General features: G+C 63.0%; 14 protein-coding genes. 11 read left to right on the forward strand and 3 right to left on the reverse strand.

Going from position 1 to position 12,241, the window contains the following annotated elements; genetic code table 11:
* The first annotated feature begins 144 nt into the window (after positions 1-144).
* Together purQ and QM996_RS07585 are read left to right on the forward strand one after the other, a co-directional pair.
* On the forward strand, positions 145-816 hold the full coding sequence (purQ, locus tag QM996_RS07580; protein WP_500269904.1) for a phosphoribosylformylglycinamidine synthase subunit PurQ: 672 nt from the start codon (positions 145-147) through the stop codon (positions 814-816).
* A 55-nt stretch (positions 817-871) separates the two neighbouring features.
* Entirely contained in the window at positions 872-1,279 is a 408-nt protein-coding gene (locus QM996_RS07585) for a hypothetical protein (RefSeq protein WP_500269905.1), read from the forward strand.
* Positions 1,280-1,425: 146 nt separating this feature from the next.
* On the opposite strand, the gene QM996_RS07590 is transcribed toward QM996_RS07585, so the two are convergent.
* Complete coding sequence (locus QM996_RS07590; protein ID WP_500269906.1) at positions 1,426-1,731, reverse strand: DUF1127 domain-containing protein; 306 nt, start codon at positions 1,729-1,731, stop codon at positions 1,426-1,428.
* A gap of 31 nt (positions 1,732-1,762) precedes the next feature.
* On the opposite strand from QM996_RS07590, the gene QM996_RS07595 reads away from it, so the two are divergent.
* Together QM996_RS07595 and QM996_RS07600 are read left to right on the forward strand one after the other, a co-directional pair.
* Entirely contained in the window at positions 1,763-3,181 is a 1,419-nt protein-coding gene (locus QM996_RS07595; protein ID WP_500269907.1) for an aminotransferase-like domain-containing protein, read from the forward strand.
* A gap of 155 nt (positions 3,182-3,336) precedes the next feature.
* On the forward strand, positions 3,337-3,855 hold the full coding sequence (locus tag QM996_RS07600; RefSeq protein WP_500269908.1) for an acyloxyacyl hydrolase: 519 nt from the start codon (positions 3,337-3,339) through the stop codon (positions 3,853-3,855).
* Positions 3,856-3,899: 44 nt separating this feature from the next.
* On the opposite strand, the gene QM996_RS07605 is transcribed toward QM996_RS07600, so the two are convergent.
* On the reverse strand, positions 3,900-4,067 hold the full coding sequence (locus tag QM996_RS07605) for a hypothetical protein (RefSeq protein ID WP_483502734.1): 168 nt from the start codon (positions 4,065-4,067) through the stop codon (positions 3,900-3,902).
* On the opposite strand from QM996_RS07605, the gene purL reads away from it, so the two are divergent.
* Together purL and QM996_RS07615 are read left to right on the forward strand one after the other, a co-directional pair.
* A complete protein-coding gene (gene purL / locus QM996_RS07610; protein ID WP_500269909.1) occupies positions 4,054-6,285 on the forward strand; it encodes a phosphoribosylformylglycinamidine synthase subunit PurL in 2,232 nt (743 codons plus the stop codon). The genes QM996_RS07605 and purL overlap by 14 nt on opposite strands.
* Before the next feature lie 42 nt (positions 6,286-6,327).
* Positions 6,328-7,239: a LysR family transcriptional regulator gene (locus QM996_RS07615; protein ID WP_500269910.1), complete on the forward strand. Its 912-nt coding sequence runs from the start codon at positions 6,328-6,330 to the stop codon at positions 7,237-7,239.
* Here the strand turns inward: QM996_RS07615 and QM996_RS07620 are convergent.
* Positions 7,236-7,691: an ester cyclase gene (locus tag QM996_RS07620; protein ID WP_500269911.1), complete on the reverse strand. Its 456-nt coding sequence runs from the start codon at positions 7,689-7,691 to the stop codon at positions 7,236-7,238. The genes QM996_RS07615 and QM996_RS07620 overlap by 4 nt on opposite strands.
* Positions 7,692-7,991: 300 nt before the next feature.
* Here QM996_RS07620 and QM996_RS07625 point away from each other — a divergent pair, with 300 nt between their 5' ends.
* The 5 genes from QM996_RS07625 (at position 7,992) to QM996_RS07645 (ending at position 12,216) form a co-directional block, all read left to right on the forward strand.
* A complete protein-coding gene (locus QM996_RS07625) occupies positions 7,992-8,225 on the forward strand; it encodes a BolA family protein (protein WP_057248940.1) in 234 nt (77 codons plus the stop codon).
* Between the two features lie 6 nt (positions 8,226-8,231).
* Positions 8,232-8,480, forward strand: coding sequence for a hypothetical protein (locus QM996_RS07630; protein WP_500269912.1), 249 nt, complete (start codon positions 8,232-8,234; stop codon positions 8,478-8,480).
* 238 nt (positions 8,481-8,718) lie between these two features.
* The gene (grxD, locus tag QM996_RS07635; RefSeq protein ID WP_173516619.1) at positions 8,719-9,057 is read left to right on the forward strand and encodes a Grx4 family monothiol glutaredoxin; all 339 of its coding nucleotides are present in this window, start codon (positions 8,719-8,721) and stop codon (positions 9,055-9,057) included.
* Between the two features lie 478 nt (positions 9,058-9,535).
* Positions 9,536-10,774, forward strand: a complete 1,239-nt coding sequence (locus tag QM996_RS07640; RefSeq protein WP_500269913.1) for a multidrug effflux MFS transporter — start codon at positions 9,536-9,538, stop codon at positions 10,772-10,774.
* Positions 10,775-10,923: 149 nt separating this feature from the next.
* Positions 10,924-12,216: a multidrug effflux MFS transporter gene (locus tag QM996_RS07645; protein WP_500269914.1), complete on the forward strand. Its 1,293-nt coding sequence runs from the start codon at positions 10,924-10,926 to the stop codon at positions 12,214-12,216.
* Positions 12,217-12,241 lie beyond the last annotated feature (25 nt).

Raw genomic sequence — 12,241 nt, forward strand, 5'->3', positions numbered from 1 at the left:
GCTTTCAGGCGCGGAACCAGACGTTAAGCACCGCCGGAGCAGCACGAGCGCCTCAGGGAGCGCTGCTGTTCTCGTCGGAGAAGGTGCCTGGCTCTCTGGGGCGCGGCATCAAGATGACATCTCGCCGCTAACGGAGACAGAGATATGAAGTCAGCCGTCGTCCAGCTTCCGGGCCTCAACCGCGACCGCGACATGATCGCGGCCCTCACCAAGATTTCCGGCAAGGCTCCGGTCACCGTCTGGCAGACTGAGACCGACATTCCGGATGTCGACCTGATCGTCATTCCCGGCGGTTTCTCCTATGGCGACTACCTGCGCTGTGGCGCGATCGCGGCGCGCATGCCGGTCATGCAGGCAATCAAGGCCAAGGCGGAAAAGGGCGTCAAGGTTCTCGGCGTCTGCAATGGCTTCCAGATCCTCGTCGAAGCCGGCCTCCTGCCCGGCGCACTGATGCGCAATGCCTCGCTCAAATTCGTCTGCCGCGAGATCAAGCTCGAAGTGGTCAACGCCGAGACCGACTTCACCCGCGCCTATTCGAAGGGCCAGATCATCCGCTCGCCGGTTGCCCACCATGACGGCAACTACTTTGCCGATGCCGAGACGCTGAAGACGATCGAAGGCAACGACCAGGTGGTGTTTCGCTATGCCGAAGGCACCAACCCGAACGGCTCGATGAACGATATCGCCGGCGTGATGAATGCCGGGGGCAACGTGCTCGGCATGATGCCGCATCCGGAAAACCTGATCGAAGCGGCACATGGTGGCTCTGACGGCCGTGGTCTTTTCGCGTCGGCGCTCGAAGTAATCGCCGCTTAACCATCCGGCTGATAGAAGGCATCCGACCCATCCCCCAATGCGAGCGAGACCGTTGATGCCTTCATTCTTCCCTGGACGCCTGACCAGCCTTGCCTGCGCGACGTTTGGCCTGACGCTGCTCGCATCCTGCCAATCGCCAAAGCCGCCGGCGCCAAGTCCGAACACGGCTGCGCTGCCGACGATGGAGCGCGTGGCGCTTGGCGCCAACAGCTGCTGGTTCAAATCGGGCGATTCCGAGTTCAAGTCCTATCGCCTGGCGCCGGAGCTCAATTCCTTCTCCGGCCGCCCGCGCATTCTGATCGTGCCGCGCAAGTCGCCGGAAGCCCGGCCGCTCGCCGTCATTCAGGCCGAGGGCAACCCGGCACGCCTGCAGGCCTTCGGGCCGTTGATGAGCGAACCGGTCGGCACGCGCATGGCCACCGATATCAAGCGCTGGGCCGCCGGCGGACAGGGCTGCAAATAGCTTCAAGTCGAATTGTCGAATCGATCCAGGGGCCGGCCGTTCGCAGAGGACGCCGGCCCCTTGGCGTTTCGTCGATCAGTCGTTCCAATCCTATAGGGAAAGCGCGTCGCTGTCGCAAAACCGCTTCGCAGCTTCGCGCGATATTCTCAGCGCCAGAACGGGACGGTCGACTGCTGGCGCGCATCCTTCGCGGAAACGCCGATATCCCTAAGTTGCCAGTCGCTCATTTCCCCGAGCGCCAGACGGCCGCGCCGCTTCGCCGCCAGCTCGCAATAAAGACCCCAAAGCCGCTTCAGCACGCTCTTACGCTGTTCCGAATAGTCGCCGCCCAGCAATGCGTTGCTGCACTCGACGGACTTCGCACCTGGGCGGGACAAACAAATTGTATCGATTGTACTCATTGATAACCCCAATGCAGCGATTGCTATCGTTGTCTTGGTGATAATTGACATATTTCCCGCTGTAATCTAAAGAATTGTCACTATGACAAATTGGCTTCCGGACATTCAGCAGGGTCACGGTCCGCTCTATGCGCGGATCGCCGACCAGATCGAACAGGCAATTGGCAACGGCGCCCTTCCCGTCGGCGCCAAATTGCCACCCCAGCGCAACCTCGCCTACGATATCGGCGTGACAATCGGTACGATTGGGCGCGCCTACAACATCGTGCGCGAACGCGGACTGGTGAGCGGCGAAGTCGGACGCGGCACCTATGTGCTTGATCATCCCGAGAGCCGCCCGCCGGAACAGGCGGATCCGCTGACGACCTCGCTCGCCGGCACCCGGCCGCTCGTGGCACCTGCCGGCAAATTGCGATTTGACAGCACGGCGGCACCCGATATCGGCCAAGGCACGGTGTTGAGCGAGGTGCTCGGCGAGATCAGCCACGACCACCATGCGGACATCGCAAGCTACGCACGCAACTTTCCGGACCATTGGTTCGAGGCGGGTTGCCTGTGGCTGGCGCGCGGCGGCTTCCGCCCGAAGCCGGAAAACATCGTGCCGACGCTCGGTGCCCACGCGGCCGTCGTCGCCGTCATCACTGCGGTCACGGCACCCGGCGACCGCATCGCCTTCGAAACGCTCACCTATTCGCAGGTGAGCCGCAGCGCCGGCCTCGTCGGCCGCCGCACGACGCTGGTCGAATCCGACGAGTTCGGCATGATCCCGGAGGACTTCGAGCGCGTCTGCGCGCAGCAGCATCCGAAGCTCGCCTTCCTGATGCCGAGCGCGCAGAACCCGACCGTCGCCGTCATGTCGCTTGCCCGCCGCCAGGCGATCGCCGACATCGCCCGCAAATACGGCGTCTGGCTTGTGGAGGATGATCTCTATGGCGCTATGACCGGGGATCAGACGCCGCTCTTGGCCGAGCTTGCGCCGGAACGCACCTTCCTGGTCGGTGGTCTTTCGAAGTCGGTGGCTGCCGGTGTCCGCGGCGGCTGGGTCGCCTGCCCTCCGCACTTCAGCCAGCGCATCCGCATCGCACACAAGATGGTGAGTGGCGGCCTGCCGTTCATCCTGGCTGAGCTTTGCGCGCGGCTCGTGCTTTCCGGCTCGGCCGCAATCCTGCGCAGCAAGGGCATCGAGGAGGTGCGCGCCCGCGAGGCGATGGCCCGCGAAATCTTCGAGGGCATCGAGTTCACCTCGCACCCCTGCATTCCGTTCCTCTGGATGAAGTTGCCCGATCCATGGCTCTCCGGCACCTTCAAGCAAGCGGCACTGCAGGAAGGCGTGCTCGTAGATGACGAGGACGAGTTCAAAGCCGGACGCACCGACCGCGTCTTCTATCGCATACGGATCGGCTTTTCCTCGCCGCCCGACCGGGCCCAGGTGAGAGCAGGTTTTCAGACGCTGAAGCGGCTGCTCGACAGCGGGCGCGCCGGTTACGACAGTTTCGAGTGACTATAGAAATCCACGGGGTGACTTTCGGGCAAGGTTGCGCAACATACTACTTTAGCAGTTTTGCGCACATGATTCGCTTGTAAGGATTCCGCATGCCGCTACCGTTCAGCTCCGCCTTGTCGCCTCGCCTCGCAATTCTTCTTCTTGCTACGACCATGTTGACCATCGCCGCACCCGCCTTTGCCGCGGACGGCGTTTTCGACGAAATGCGTTTCGGCGTCACAACCTCGATCGCCGCCGGCGACAAGCAGGAGGACGGAGTGTTTCCGTCGTTCACCGCGTATTTCGATCCGCTCGACGCCGATGGGGCGACCGACTTCGGCGATAAGCTGTTGCGGCCGCGCATCCATGCGGGCGCGGCGGTTGCGACATCGTCCAACGGCGTCAATCAGGCCTATGCCGGCTTGAGCTGGACCTTCGACATGACGAAGCGCCTCTTCGTCGAGTTCGGCGCCGGCGGCACGGTTCATGACGGCGACCTCGACAATCCGAATGGCGACGGTCCCCAGCTCGGCTGCCGCTTCCTCTTCCGCGAGTACGCCGCCGCCGGCGTGCGCCTGGACGAGCACTGGAACGTCTCGGCGACCGTGGAACATGCTTCGCACGCCAATCTGTGCGACGGTCCGAACAATGGCCTGACACGTGCCGGCCTCGCGCTCGGCTACAAGTTCTGACGCTGGCTGCCGCACGGAGCCTTCTGGAAAGCTTTCTACGGGCGTCAGCCGCTGTTGATCGCCCGTATTTTTCTGTCGCGCCGCGCCGCAGCATAGGCTAAAGAAGCCGCAAAGCGCCCCCTGTTTCTGTTGCGGTTCGCACGCGCCATATTCCTCGTAAGTGGATTGCGCGCCGCCCGAAGGATTTGACGGTCGACGATGACGATTTCCAACACCCGCCCCATCACCCCGGACCTCATCGCATCGCACGGGCTGAAGCCCGATGAATACGAGCGCATCCTGAGCCTGATCGGGCGCGAGCCGACCTTTACCGAGCTCGGCATCTTCTCGGCGATGTGGAACGAGCACTGCTCCTACAAGTCTTCGAAGAAATGGCTGCGCACGTTGCCGACCAAGGGACCGCGCGTCATCCAGGGCCCGGGCGAAAACGCCGGCGTTGTCGACATCGATGACGGCGACTGCGTCGTCTTCAAGATGGAGAGCCACAACCACCCGTCCTATATCGAGCCCTACCAGGGTGCCGCGACCGGCGTCGGCGGCATCCTGCGCGACGTCTTCACCATGGGCGCGCGCCCGGTTGCGGCGATGAACGCGCTTCGCTTCGGCTCGCCGGATCACCCGAAGACCCGCCACCTGGTTTCGGGCGTCGTTGCCGGTGTCGGCGGTTACGGTAATTCCTTCGGCGTTCCGACCGTCGGCGGTGAAGTCGAGTTCGACGCCCGCTACAACGGCAACATCCTCGTCAACGCCTTTGCCGCCGGTCTCGCCAAGAGCGACGCGATCTTCTATTCCAAGGCCGAAGGCGTCGGCCTTCCGGTCGTCTATCTCGGCGCCAAGACCGGCCGCGACGGTGTCGGCGGCGCGACCATGGCGTCTGCCGAATTCGACGAGTCGATCGAAGAGAAGCGCCCGACCGTTCAGGTCGGCGATCCCTTCACCGAAAAGTGCCTGCTCGAAGCCTGCCTCGAACTGATGCAGACGGGCGCCGTCATCGCCATCCAGGACATGGGTGCAGCCGGTCTTACCTGCTCGGCCGTCGAAATGGGCGCCAAGGGCGACCTCGGCATCGAACTCGATCTCGACAAGGTGCCGGTGCGCGAAGAGCGCATGACGGCTTACGAAATGATGCTGTCGGAAAGCCAGGAGCGCATGCTCATGGTGCTGGAGCCCGCCAAGGAAGAGGTTGCCAAGGCGATCTTCGTCAAGTGGGGCCTCGATTTCGCGATCGTCGGCAAGACCACCGACGACTTGCGCTTCCGCATCCTGCACCAGGGCGAACAGGTCGCCGATCTGCCGATCAAGGAACTGGGCGACCAGGCACCGGAATATGACCGCCCCTGGACGCCGGCAAAGACCCCTGCTCCGCTGGCAACCAACGACATCCCGGCTACCGACGTCGCCTATGCGCTCGTCAAGCTCGTCGGTTCGGCCAACAACTCGTCGCGCCGCTGGGTCTACGAGCAGTACGACACGCTGATCCAGGGCAACTCGCTGCAGCTTCCCGGCGGTGACGCCGGTGTCGTCCGCGTCGAGGGCCACGCCTCCAAGGCGCTCGCCTTCTCGTCCGACGTGACGCCGCGTTATGTCGAAGCCGATCCCTACGAAGGCGGCAAGCAGGCCGTCGCCGAGTGCTGGCGCAACCTGACGGCAACCGGCGCGCTGCCGCTGGCGGCCACCGACAACCTGAACTTCGGCAACCCTGAGCGTCCGGAGATCATGAGCCAGTTTGTTCATGCCATCAAAGGCATCGGCGAAGCCTGCACGGTGCTCGATTTCCCGATCGTGTCCGGCAACGTCTCGCTCTACAACGAGACCAATGGCCAGGCGATCCTGCCAACGCCCACGATCGGCGGCGTGGGTCTGATCAAGGACTGGTCGCAGATGGCGCGCATCCGCTTTGCGGCTGAAGACGAGACGATCCTGCTCGCCGGCGCGCCTGATGGACTCGGTTCGCACATCGCCCAGTCGGTCTACATGCGTGACATCCATGGCCGCACCGACGGTCCGGCGCCGCATGTCGATCTCGCCCACGAGCGCAAGGTCGGCGATTTCGTCCGCGGCCTGATCATCGATGGCCTGGCGACGGCCGTACACGACTGCTCGTCGGGTGGCCTGGCGCTTGCTGTCGCCGAAATGGCGATGGCATCGGGCATCGGCGCTACGGTCGACACGGTTGCCGGCCACGACCCAATTGCCACCTTCTATGGCGAAGACCAGGGCCGCTACGTCGTCACCGTCGCTGCCGGCGCGCTCGACGCGGTTGTAGCACGGGCGAAGGCCGCCGGCGTCTCGCTCCCGGTCATCGGCAAGACCGGCGGGGACGCCGTCAAGCTCGGCGACGCCGAGGCGGTTCCGGTCGCGGATCTGCGTGCCGTCCACGAAGCCTGGTTCCCGGAATTCATGCAGGGCGACCTCGCGCCGGAGAACTGACAGCAACAGCGCCATCACGGCGGGTGATTTTCCGGACGCGCCATGTTCGATTGGAACGACCTGAAATATTTTCTCGCCGTGGCGCGCACCGGCTCCACGCTTGCCGCCGCACGTAGCCTCAGGGTCAATCAGACGACCGTCGCTCGCCGGATCGATGCCCTCGAACGCGGTCTCGGCCTTGCCCTCTTCGTGCGTCTCCCGAACGGCTATCGCCTCACGGAGCGCGGGGAAGCGACCGTCGCGCTCGCCGAACAGGTCGAGCAAGGCGCGAGCACGCTGGCCGACACGGTACGCGGGTGGAGCCGGGCGATCGCCGGAACCGTGCGTGTGACCACGACGGAGATTCTTGCGATCGACGTGGTGGCGCCGCTGGTCTCCGAACTGCGCAGCCAGCAGCCATCATTGTCCATTGAACTGATTGCCGATGATCGCCGGCTCGATCTTTCGCGCGGTGAAGTGGATGTCGCGCTGCGCGTCGGCTCCTGCCCGGAAGAGCCGGGCATCGTGCGGCGCCGGCTTGCGACCAGTGTGTGGGCGCTTCATTGCGCCAAATCCTACGCCGCGCGCCACGGCTTGCCCGACACCATCGCCGACCTCGGCCGACATGAGATCGTCGGCGGCACCGGCGGCCTCGCCGGATTGGGGCCTCTCGTCGCCTTGCGGAAAGCGGCACCCGATGCCCCGATCGGAATCCACTGCAATTCCGTGCCCAATCTGATCGCTGCGGTCCGCTCCGGTGTCGCCGTTGGCCCGCTTCCGTGCTGGGCTGCTTCCGCGGATGACGACTTGCTGCGCTGTCCCATTCCCGAGCTCGAGGCCCGTTCGGATATCTGGCTCCTCTATCACGAAAGCCTGCGTGAGAGCCCGCACGTGCGACTGTTTCGCGAAGCGGTGACGGCTCGCTTCGAAGCCGTCCGCCACCGGTTCGAGGGCCGCCCCGGTCCAGGGGCCTAGGCGGTTTCTGGCCTATCTTCCTTTGCGGCCGGACAGTGGCTCGCCGAGCCTGGAAAGCCCAGTTGCCGCGCCTGCGAGCCGCCGTCCCGCGCGCCCCAACGCCGTGCGATCTTGCCGTCGCTGAGCTCGAACCATTCGATCGCCAGCAGCTCGTAGGAGTGGCCGGTCGGTTGCTTGAAGTCCAGAAACGGGCCGGTCCATTTGCCGCTTTCGCGCAGGCGAACCACGACGGTGTCGCCGTCGGCGACCATGGACAGGACGTCCAGCCTCATGTTCAGCCCATGATGAAGGTCGCGCCAGACGCGTGCCGCAAAATCGAAGGCACCGACGCCCACCACCCCCTGGATCTCCGCGTCGGCGGTAAAGAGCGGGCGCAACGCCTCGATATTCCCCGCATTCATCGCCTGCACATAGGCTTCGACCGTCGCCCTGTTCGCCTGATCTCGTGGCATGTGACCTCCCTGCCGGGCCCGGCACATCGGCACGGGCGCCATTGAAACGGGGGGCGGCAACGGCTTTTCGCCTCGTCTTGCCGCCCCGTCGCGCATTAGAGAGGAACCTGCATTTCGCTGCTATCAGCTTTGTCGCAGCGACCCTCTGCAGATTTGCAGAACGTCGATTGCCGTCGACACCTCGTTGTTGCTCACCTGATTCAGCATTTGCGTTTCGCCCCTGAATCGTGGTTCCCTGATAGTATGGAGCGGTGCGGGCGACGCGGCCGGCACTGCAGAAAAACAAGGAGTTGGCGTATCATGCCCATGACACCAGGCGACATCGAAGACATGATCAAGGCCGGGATTCCCGGTGCCAAGGTCACGATCCGCGATCTGGCCGGTGACGGCGACCACTATGCCGCCGAAGTCGTGGCCGAAGCGTTTCGTGGCAAGACCCGCGTGCAGCAGCACCAGATGGTCTACAACGCGCTCAAGGGCAACATGGGGGGTGTTCTGCATGCCCTTGCCCTGCAGACGAGCGCGCCGGAGTGAGCCGGCATGGCTGATCTGATCAAGGAACTTGTCAGCGGTGTCGTTGACAGCGCGCTGAAGGAAATCCTCAAGAAGACCGGCGTCAAGCGAAGTTCGACCAAGCGGACAAAGCGCCGGGCACGGACAACCTCGTCCGCCGGCGGCGGCATTCTCGCGGATATCCTCGAGGCGGCCATCCGCAAACCGGCCAAGAAGCAGGTCAGCCGTCGTCGAACGGCTGCGGCGCGCAGCAAGACCCGGCGCCGCACGGCCTGACAACTGCATGTGTCCTTAATTCCTAGCCGATTTAAGGACAAAAACATGCAGCACATCAAAGTGGTACAGCGACCTTTGCGCGTCTGATAGGACGCGCGGCGCGGCAGTGGTAATAAAACCACATCTTGAGGCCCATCAATATTTGTTGCGATTGGGTGGTGAAAATCACCGATATGCATGCTATCTAAGACCCAATCGATATCCCGGCCCTTGAAGCCGGCGCAGGAAGGAAGACAAGATGAGCGGAATTCACGAATTCATCGACAACGAAGTCAAGACGAACGATGTGGTACTCTTCATGAAGGGTACGCCGCAGTTCCCGCAGTGTGGCTTCTCCGGTCAGGTGGTCCAGATTCTCGATTACATCGGCGTCGACTACAAGGGCATCAACGTGCTCGCCGATGCGGACCTGCGCCAGGGCATCAAGGATTACTCCAACTGGCCGACGATCCCGCAGCTCTACGTCAAGGGCGAATTCGTCGGCGGTTGCGACATCGTGCGTGAAATGTTCCAGGCCGGCGAGCTGCAGTCGCACCTCGAGGCACAGGGCATTGCCGTCAAGGGCGCCGTCGCCTGATCTAAGGACGCCTCGTCCCGATCTATCGGAGAAGGCGGGCAACCGCCTTTTTTGATTCCGGCCGTACTTCCGGATTACCTAATTTTCGTTGTCCTTCTGAAGGCCTTGCGCGCGCGGTTCGCGCAGGTGCCGCCAAGATACGTTCAGAGCGTGCTTCCTTCATGAACGCATTCCAGCGTTCGAATGTGGAGCGAAGGGCCGGATCTCCGGCCTGTCATGAATCGGTTGCGATCGTTCGGCATAAGCTGCCTGCAGAGGTTCTCGCCTCGCCCTTTGGCGGCCGGAAAACCCTGTCCCTGCCGCTCGACGCTTCCCATGCTTCATGCCGGCCCGGTCCGTGCGGTTTCAAATCGCCCCGGCTGCCCCCGCTCAAGATTTCAAAGCCAGTCGGCATGACGCCAACCGGCATCCTTCTTTTCCGGATCTGCTCCGGACCTACCTGTTCCGCTTGCGCCCCCGTGCGCCGTTAGGACTGAAAATGACAAGCACGACCAACGACGACGCCCTGCCAGGCCTCAGCAAATCTCAGTTCATCGCGCTGATGGCCATGCTGATGGCGACCAACGCGATCTCGATCGACATCATGTTGCCCGGCCTGCAGGAGATCGGCGCCAGCCTCGGCGTCGCCTCTGAAAATGAGCGGCAATACATCATCACCGCCTATCTGCTCGGCATGGGCGTGGCGCAGCTGTTCTTCGGCCCCCTTTCGGACCGCTTCGGGCGCAAGCCGTCGCTTCTCGCCGGCCTCATTCTCTACGCCGTTTGCGCAATGGCGATCGCAATCGTGCCGAGCTTCGGCCTCCTGCTGGCGCTGCGCTTCGTACAGGGCGCCGGTGCTGCGGCCACGCGCGTCATCACCATCTCGATCGTCCGTGACGTCTATGGCGGCCGGCAGATGGCAGAGGTGATGTCGCTGGTCATGATGGTCTTCATGATCGTGCCGGTCATCGCCCCCTCGATCGGCCAGCTCATCATCAGCCTTGCCGAGTGGCACATGATCTTCGTGGTCGTCGCGCTCTATGCCGTGATGAACATTGCGATCGTCTCCTCAAAGCTCGGCGAGACGCTCGATCCGGCCCATCGCCGCGATTTTACGCCCTCGGTCATCCTCAGCGGATTCCGCATCGTGCTGACGAACCGGCTGTCGCTGCTCTATACGCTTGCGACCTCCGTCATTCTCGGCGCGCTTTTCGGCTTCATCAATTCGGCCCAGCAGGTGCTCGTCGGCGTCTACGACCTCGGCGTGTGGTTTCCGCTTGTCTTCGCGGCATTTGCCAGTATGATGGCGGTCGCTTCCTTCACCAATTCCCGCCTCGTCCGCCGCTTCGGCATGCGACCGCTGTCCCATGCGGCGCTCATCGGCTTTACGCTGGCGAGTTTCGTCTGGATGTCGGCCTCGCTCTATGCGCCGCTGCCCTTCCCGGTCTTCGTGGTCCTCTACTGTGCCACGATGTTCCAGTTCGGGCTGATCGCGCCGAACTTCAACGCCATGGCCATGGAGCCGCTCGGCCACGTTGCCGGCACGGCCTCCTCGGTACTCGGTTTCATGCAGACGATCGGAGGAAGCGTGATCGGCGCTTTCATCGGCCAGTTATTCGATGGAACCGCGACACCTCTTGCAACCGGCTACTTCACCGTCGCCGTAATCGGTCTCGTTTTCGTCTTCATCGCCGAAGGCGGCAAGCTCTTCAAACCACACCATCAGCCGGCCGGCTGATCTCTACAGCGAGGCGCGTCCCATCGGACTCGAAAAGATCGCTGTAGCGCTTTGAAATGCTGCATGTTTTTTCCTCGTCTGGGACGGTTCCAGGAAACATGCAGTCGAGCCGGCCAGTCTTTTCCAAGATTGAATTTACGGGTTTCCCAATGTCCACCATCACCAATCAATCCGAACATATCGACGGAGTTTCCGGGGCAGAGCGCCTCAACATGGGCCTCTTCGAATTCATCATCACCATCGCCGTCATGACGGCGAGTGTTGCGATCGCCATCGACAGCATGCTGCCGGCGCTGCCGGCCATCGGCCAGTCCTTGAACGTCGCCAGCACCAATGACAGCCAGTTGGTGATCGGTGTCTTCTTCCTCGGCTTCGGCATTTCGCAGATCTTCTTCGGCAGTCTTTCCGATGCCTTCGGCCGCCGCAAGGTGCTGCTCGGCGGCCTCGCCTTCTTCACCGTGTCGATGTTTGCGGCTGCCCTCACCGAAAGCTTCGAGACGCTGCTAATCCTGCGCTTCATCCAGGGCATTGGTGCTGCCGCAATCCGCATCACCACGATGGCGATCGTGCGCGACTGCTTCGGCGGCCGCGAGATGGCGCGCGTCATGTCCTATGTCATGATCGTCTTCATGATCGTGCCGATCGTCGCGCCCTCGATCGGCCAACTCGTGATCTTCTATGCCAACTGGCACTGGATCTTCATCCTGATCGGCGTCATCGGCGCGGTCCTGTTCGTCTGGGCCTTGTCCCGCATGAAGGAGTCCCTGCCCCGCGAAGAGCGCATGCCGCTCTCCGTCGGCGCCGTCGCTTCGGGTTTCAAGACCGTTCTCACCAACCGCATCACTTGCGGCTACATGATCGGCATGACGCTCTTCACCGCGGTCATCTGCGCCTACATCGTTACGGTTCAGCAAATCTTCGGCGAGGTCTACGGCCTCGGTGACTGGCTGCCGATCGCCTTCGCCGGCACGGCGGGTGGTATTGCGGTCGCGAACTTCGCCAACGGCTTCTTCGTCCGCAGCTTCGGCATGCGCCGCATCTCGCACGTCGCCATGATCCTGTTCACGCTGATCTCGGTCGCAGGCTTCGTGATGTCGCTCTCCGGCACGCCGGCTTTCGTCGTCAGCTACCTGATGTTCTCGGTGCTCTTGATGTTCTTTGCGGTGATCGCGACGAACTTCACCGCGATCAGCCTGGAACCGATGGGCCACCTCGCCGGCACGGCAACGGCGATCACCGGCTTCGTCTCCACCACGGGCGGGGCTTTGATCGGCGGCGCCGTCGGCCAGCTCTTCAACGGCACGCTGCAGCCGCTCCTCGGCGGTTTCGCCCTCTTCGGCATCCTGACGATCATGGCGACGCTCTGGGCAGAGAAGGGCAAGCTCTTCACCCATCCCGGCGACAAGGACGTCGCCATGGATCACGGTGGCGGCCACATGTAAATGCAGCGCCGCGTCTCTTGAGACG

It is taken from the genome of Sinorhizobium chiapasense (assembly GCF_045277575.1).
Classification (GTDB): domain Bacteria; phylum Pseudomonadota; class Alphaproteobacteria; order Rhizobiales; family Rhizobiaceae; genus Ensifer; species Ensifer chiapasense_A.

Coding starts and splice junctions, on each gene's coding strand:
- QM996_RS07595 (WP_500269907.1), top strand. CDS start 1,763: ATGACAAATTGGCTTCCGGACATTCAGCAGGGTCACGGTCCGCTCTAT.
- QM996_RS07630 (WP_500269912.1), top strand. CDS start 8,232: ATGGCTGATCTGATCAAGGAACTTGTCAGCGGTGTCGTTGACAGCGCG.
- QM996_RS07640 (WP_500269913.1), top strand. CDS start 9,536: ATGACAAGCACGACCAACGACGACGCCCTGCCAGGCCTCAGCAAATCT.
- QM996_RS07645 (WP_500269914.1), top strand. CDS start 10,924: ATGTCCACCATCACCAATCAATCCGAACATATCGACGGAGTTTCCGGG.
- QM996_RS07620 (WP_500269911.1), bottom strand. CDS start 7,691: ATGCCACGAGATCAGGCGAACAGGGCGACGGTCGAAGCCTATGTGCAG.
- purL (WP_500269909.1), top strand. CDS start 4,054: ATGACGATTTCCAACACCCGCCCCATCACCCCGGACCTCATCGCATCG.
- purQ (WP_500269904.1), top strand. CDS start 145: ATGAAGTCAGCCGTCGTCCAGCTTCCGGGCCTCAACCGCGACCGCGAC.
- QM996_RS07585 (WP_500269905.1), top strand. CDS start 872: ATGCCTTCATTCTTCCCTGGACGCCTGACCAGCCTTGCCTGCGCGACG.
- QM996_RS07625 (WP_057248940.1), top strand. CDS start 7,992: ATGCCCATGACACCAGGCGACATCGAAGACATGATCAAGGCCGGGATT.
- QM996_RS07615 (WP_500269910.1), top strand. CDS start 6,328: ATGTTCGATTGGAACGACCTGAAATATTTTCTCGCCGTGGCGCGCACC.
- QM996_RS07600 (WP_500269908.1), top strand. CDS start 3,337: ATGTTGACCATCGCCGCACCCGCCTTTGCCGCGGACGGCGTTTTCGAC.
- QM996_RS07590 (WP_500269906.1), bottom strand. CDS start 1,731: ATGTCAATTATCACCAAGACAACGATAGCAATCGCTGCATTGGGGTTA.
- grxD (WP_173516619.1), top strand. CDS start 8,719: ATGAGCGGAATTCACGAATTCATCGACAACGAAGTCAAGACGAACGAT.